This is a genomic window from Legionella sp. km772, assembly GCF_003989735.1.
GTDB lineage: Bacteria > Pseudomonadota > Gammaproteobacteria > Legionellales > Legionellaceae > Legionella.
The window spans coordinates 1-4345 of record NZ_RZGQ01000212.1 but is presented as its reverse complement, the minus strand read 5'-3'; the positions used below and the strand labels follow the sequence as shown (position 1 = coordinate 4345).

The window sequence follows — 4345 nt, the reverse complement described above, 5'->3', positions numbered from 1 at the left end:
TTTGATTTTTTTGATGCAGTGTAATAATTTCGCTTTTTGGTCATTCTATTCCCCTCTTATATTAGAAGAATAGCTCTTAAAAATACCTTTTTTTCGTCTAAAAATCCGCGCCTATATCACAAAGAGTCTAATAAATATTTTTCAGGAATAGTCCCCCCAATCCAGATAAAATGAATAATTGAAGGTGGGATTTCAGGGTTTACATTGTTAGATGAAATTTCATTTTGCCCTGTTGCCATAATTTAGATCAACGTCAATCACTATAATGAGTGATGGTTATTTTAGCTAATTGATCAAATTTATTCAATCGCGTAGTTTAGTACTAGAGAAAATTTAATTCTTTCTCGAGCCAGCAAGATAAAACCTTGAGCATAATTCAGCTGAATTCTTTCTAATGAAGCCCCATTAGTTTTCATAGATCTTCCAAGATTAATAGTTTAATTTAAAAAATTAGACTATTTTATTTTTTTTGATCTATTCTATAACCACCTATGCTTAATTAAATTACAAATGGATGCTGATGAATTACGAATTTAAATTTTTAGGACAAGGTTCTTATAATGTGGCTTACCTTGTTATTGAGCAAACAACGGGGCGTAGGCTGGGGGTGTTCAAATTCCCAATTACACCCATGCCAACCGATCCTGCTATAGATGAGCAGCTCTACCTGGATGCCAGTTTGGATACCGTTGAACGCTCCATTAAAATTTGGAATGAAATCAATCCGTCTATGCCTGCTAGAAAATTTTCAGGAAGGATAAATGGCAGAACATACAATGGTTGGTTATCGCCCTTTATTGTCGGTAGACAAGCCTATGATGTAGAAATAGTAAGTATATTAATTGATATTTATAAACGTACGGGTAGAGTGATTGTTGATGCTGTAGGAGCTCGTAACGTATTAACACAAATAGACGGTAGCCCTATCTGTATCGATATTGGTTTTGCACTAAAGTTGGACGCTGTCTACGGGCCTTTACCAAGAATAAGAGATAGGAAACGTCATGGTGATAGACCCGATTTTGCTGGTGTTGCCCAATGGAGGACACTCCAGCTGAGTAATTTTGAACACTATTATGATGATTACAAAGCTCTCAGACCTTTTTCTATTAATGTTATAAAAGCCCTACTGTTTTTAAATCGCCATAAACCAAACTTACGCACTGTTGATTTTCTTTTTCACCAGTATATAGCGGAAAAATTGTCTGAAGCCTATGTGCAAGAGTTATTTAAACCGGAACAATTTGATGGCGGTAAAGCAGTTTTTAACTGGTTAAAAGAGACAACAGTCTTGGAGCTTAGGGAAACTCCACATAGAGATGCTAAGGTGAGTCGTGGGCAAATAGGCTTATTTTGGCGTCCAATCCCCTTCTCTTCAGGGGCTGTTAAAGGGCATGAGGCTAGCAGTTTCACTGAGAGCATTCCTAGTTTGATGCAGCAGAAATTGACTTAAAATTTTACTCTTTTTAGTTGGAGCTCATGGAAGAAAAAAAGAGTTATCTGCATATGGTGCCTATAATTTTTACACAATAAAAACGGATTAAAAATAAATGCAATTGGGAGAAGGGCTCTATACCAACGCGCTTAGCACTTTATTTACATGACCAGGGGAGCCTATAGTTTAAGGGATTTCACGGGTTTGAAGGTTTTCAATTTTTATTGCCTAACAGAGGAAGGTAGTTGGTATAGTAATGAAGGATCAGATTTTTACCGTTGCTCACTCTGTTCAACAATCTCCCTATGGCGCGGGATAGATATAAAGAAAGTTTAGCCAGAACTTAATACCCATAGAAAATTTAATAGTACTATTATTTATTTTATTTAACATATTTCTCAAATTGTAGACATTATTCCTTTCAATTGCATTTGAAATTGATGAATCGATAGTGCTCACTTTTAAGTTAAAATGATCGGCTACCTGTTTTCGAGAATATCCCCGATTTATTAATCGAAGAATGTCAAATTCTTTGTTTGTTAAGTATTCGGTTCTATTTTGTAAGTCAAAATAGTATTTATTGGTTGCTAAGGAAGAAGGGCTTAACTCAGGTAGAGTTTCTGTACTGATCTGCAAGTCTTTGAGTTGAATGGCATTTTCTTCTGAGTGGTTGATTAGCCTCTCAGCCTTATTATAATAATAAAAGATAAACTGCTCCAAAAAGGCTATGGATTTAATATAGTGACTTTTTAAAAACGTGCTTTTTTCATTTGTTCCAAAAACAAAGGCTTCATATTTCCCATTTTTTACAGATACTATTTGAAACAAGTTTCTAATATCAAAGCTATCCCTGGATTCAATTAGTTTTTTCTCTGCAATTTTTCTCATTGTAGAACTTTGAATAGTGGCCACAATATCTTCAGCAAATAAATACCTTTCTAACTGTAGCCTATTAAAGTCAAAACTTAAGGCTCCGGCGATCTCATTTTTTAAAATGGATTCAGCACGAAGATCATCGGTTGAAAGCCAAGCAATCTTACCACTATTATATAATCTGACATGTTCAAAATAAGATATTCCAACATCAAACAAGGGAGAAATTATCTCACGCATCTCTTTGGCACAGGAAACAGAAATATGATTTTGTGGTATCTCGATAGCCATAACTATATAATTCTCCTTGTTCTTGCTATTTTTTTAAACATTATATCAATTAGTTGTTGGAGAAGACAGGGTGATATCAACGATTGCAGTTATTGGGCTGGGGCAAATGGGGGCTTCTTATACGCGATACGCCAGTAGCCTAGCTGAGCAAGTTATATGTTTTGATCATAATGAATATCAGCGGGCAAGTTTTCTCCATCGATTATTGGAGGATGATAACCCCTTTGATATTTTTGAAGGGGATAAAATAAACACACAAAATATTCAGGTCGTTAATGATATCCAATTAATTTGGCAAAGCAATCCTGTGTTAACAATCATTGCTACACATAAAGATAGTCATTGTTATTATGCTTGTTTAGCCATGATTTCTGGCAGTCATGTTTTAACTGAAAAACCGCTTTGTGTTTCCCTCGATGAGGCTGAGGCGATGAAAAAAACTGCTCTTGAAACAAAGAAAAAATTATTTGTTGGATTTTCACTGCACGCTACCCCTTGTTTTGTAAAACTTAAGGAAATTATAGCAAACCAAGAAAAAATACCCGATTATTATCAAGTATATAGAATTGGAGCTGTGCCTGAAGATTACACGGATAATGTTTCTGCTCGATTTGATTTACTATCGCATGACACCGATTTTTGTCTACAATTATTTAAATTTCCTCAGCATACTATTGTACAAGAAGTTAGCAACCGATCGTGTAATAAAATTTGGTTATATGAGGGTTTTCGCGTTGAAATGATTGGCAAAATGCCAGTAACCCATCCCAATGGATTTGAATACGGGTATAAGTTGACTTTTCTTGACCATTCCTCCGTTGAGTTTTCAAGTAATAATTTACAAAAACTGATTCTAAAAAATGATAAACAAGAGGTGGTACACACCATTCCATTAAAAACTATTTCTACATGTAAAACAATTCTAGAGAAAACCCTCTACTCAGTATTCCATAATAGCTATGAAGAGTATTTGAGCCATGAGCTGTCTATTATTAATGGGGTGAATTGCATGAATATGTTAATACATGATCACAAGGCCGGTCTAAGTGATTAATTTGTTTTTAATATTTTCTTTTTTGGGTGCTATTGTTTTTATTTTCAAAGCCAGGCGAGCAAATAGTCAAATAGAATATATTACTGCCGGAAAACAAACTAAAGTATTCCCTTTAGTTGCAACTTTGGTGATGACAGAAATTAACCCTATGGCTCTTATTGTAATGTGCTCATTAGGCTATACAGAAGGGTATTGGGCTCTTTCAATGGCTGTAATTGCTTTTCTCTCCCCTTTATTTGCTGCTCTTACCACCTCAACGAAGTGGAAGCAGTTTGATTCAACCTGTGTTTCATTTTTATTTGACAAGTACTTGGGGCGTAGTATTGGGAATGTTGTTCGAGTCATATTGTTATTTTCATTAATGATCTTAAGTTCTACCTATGTTAAAGGAATTATAATTTTTTCAAACACAATGTTCCCTGAACTTTCAGCTTCCGTTTTAATTTTAATGATTTTAGCATTTTGTATTTTTTCTGTTATGAAAAATGGGCTAAGTGGCATAATTCGTATGGATATTATTGGCTTTTTCCTGATGAGTGTATTTACTTTTATTTGTTTAGGGTCTAGTTTGTATGATATAGGCGCGGATTTTTAGACGAAAAAAAGGTATTTTTAAGAGCTATTCTTCTAATATAAGAGGGGAATAGAATGACCAAAAAGCGAAATTATTACACTGCATCAAAAAAATCAAA

Annotated in this window: 4 protein-coding genes; 3 read left to right on the top strand and 1 reads right to left on the bottom strand. The window is 34.5% G+C overall.

Annotated elements, in window-relative coordinates; translation table 11 throughout:
* Nucleotides 1–520 precede the first annotated feature (520 nt).
* Entirely contained in the window at nucleotides 521–1453 is a 933-nt protein-coding gene (locus ELY15_RS13855) for a hypothetical protein (RefSeq protein WP_127101044.1), read from the top strand.
* 285 nt (nucleotides 1454–1738) lie between these two features.
* On the opposite strand, the gene ELY15_RS13850 is transcribed toward ELY15_RS13855, so the two are convergent.
* Nucleotides 1739–2599 (bottom strand): LuxR C-terminal-related transcriptional regulator, encoded by an 861-nt coding sequence (locus ELY15_RS13850; protein ID WP_127101042.1) that lies wholly within the window; start codon nucleotides 2597–2599, stop codon nucleotides 1739–1741.
* A gap of 70 nt (nucleotides 2600–2669) precedes the next feature.
* Between ELY15_RS13850 and ELY15_RS13845 the strand changes: the two genes are divergently transcribed.
* Together ELY15_RS13845 and ELY15_RS13840 are read left to right on the top strand one after the other, a co-directional pair.
* Nucleotides 2670–3653 carry a Gfo/Idh/MocA family protein gene (locus ELY15_RS13845; protein ID WP_127101040.1) on the top strand — a complete coding sequence of 328 codons (984 nt, stop codon included), beginning with the start codon at nucleotides 2670–2672 and terminating at the stop codon, nucleotides 3651–3653.
* The gene (locus tag ELY15_RS13840) at nucleotides 3646–4248 is read left to right on the top strand and encodes a hypothetical protein (RefSeq protein ID WP_127101038.1); all 603 of its coding nucleotides are present in this window, start codon (nucleotides 3646–3648) and stop codon (nucleotides 4246–4248) included. Before ELY15_RS13845 ends, ELY15_RS13840 begins: the two co-directional genes overlap by 8 nt.
* The last annotated feature ends 97 nt before the right edge of the window (nucleotides 4249–4345 follow it).

What these genes read in the sequence shown, in the direction of transcription:
- ELY15_RS13855 (WP_127101044.1), top strand. Translation starts at nt 521, where the DNA reads ATGAATTACGAATTTAAATTTTTAGGACAAGGTTCTTATAATGTGGCT.
- ELY15_RS13850 (WP_127101042.1), bottom strand. Translation starts at nt 2,599, where the DNA reads ATGGCTATCGAGATACCACAAAATCATATTTCTGTTTCCTGTGCCAAA.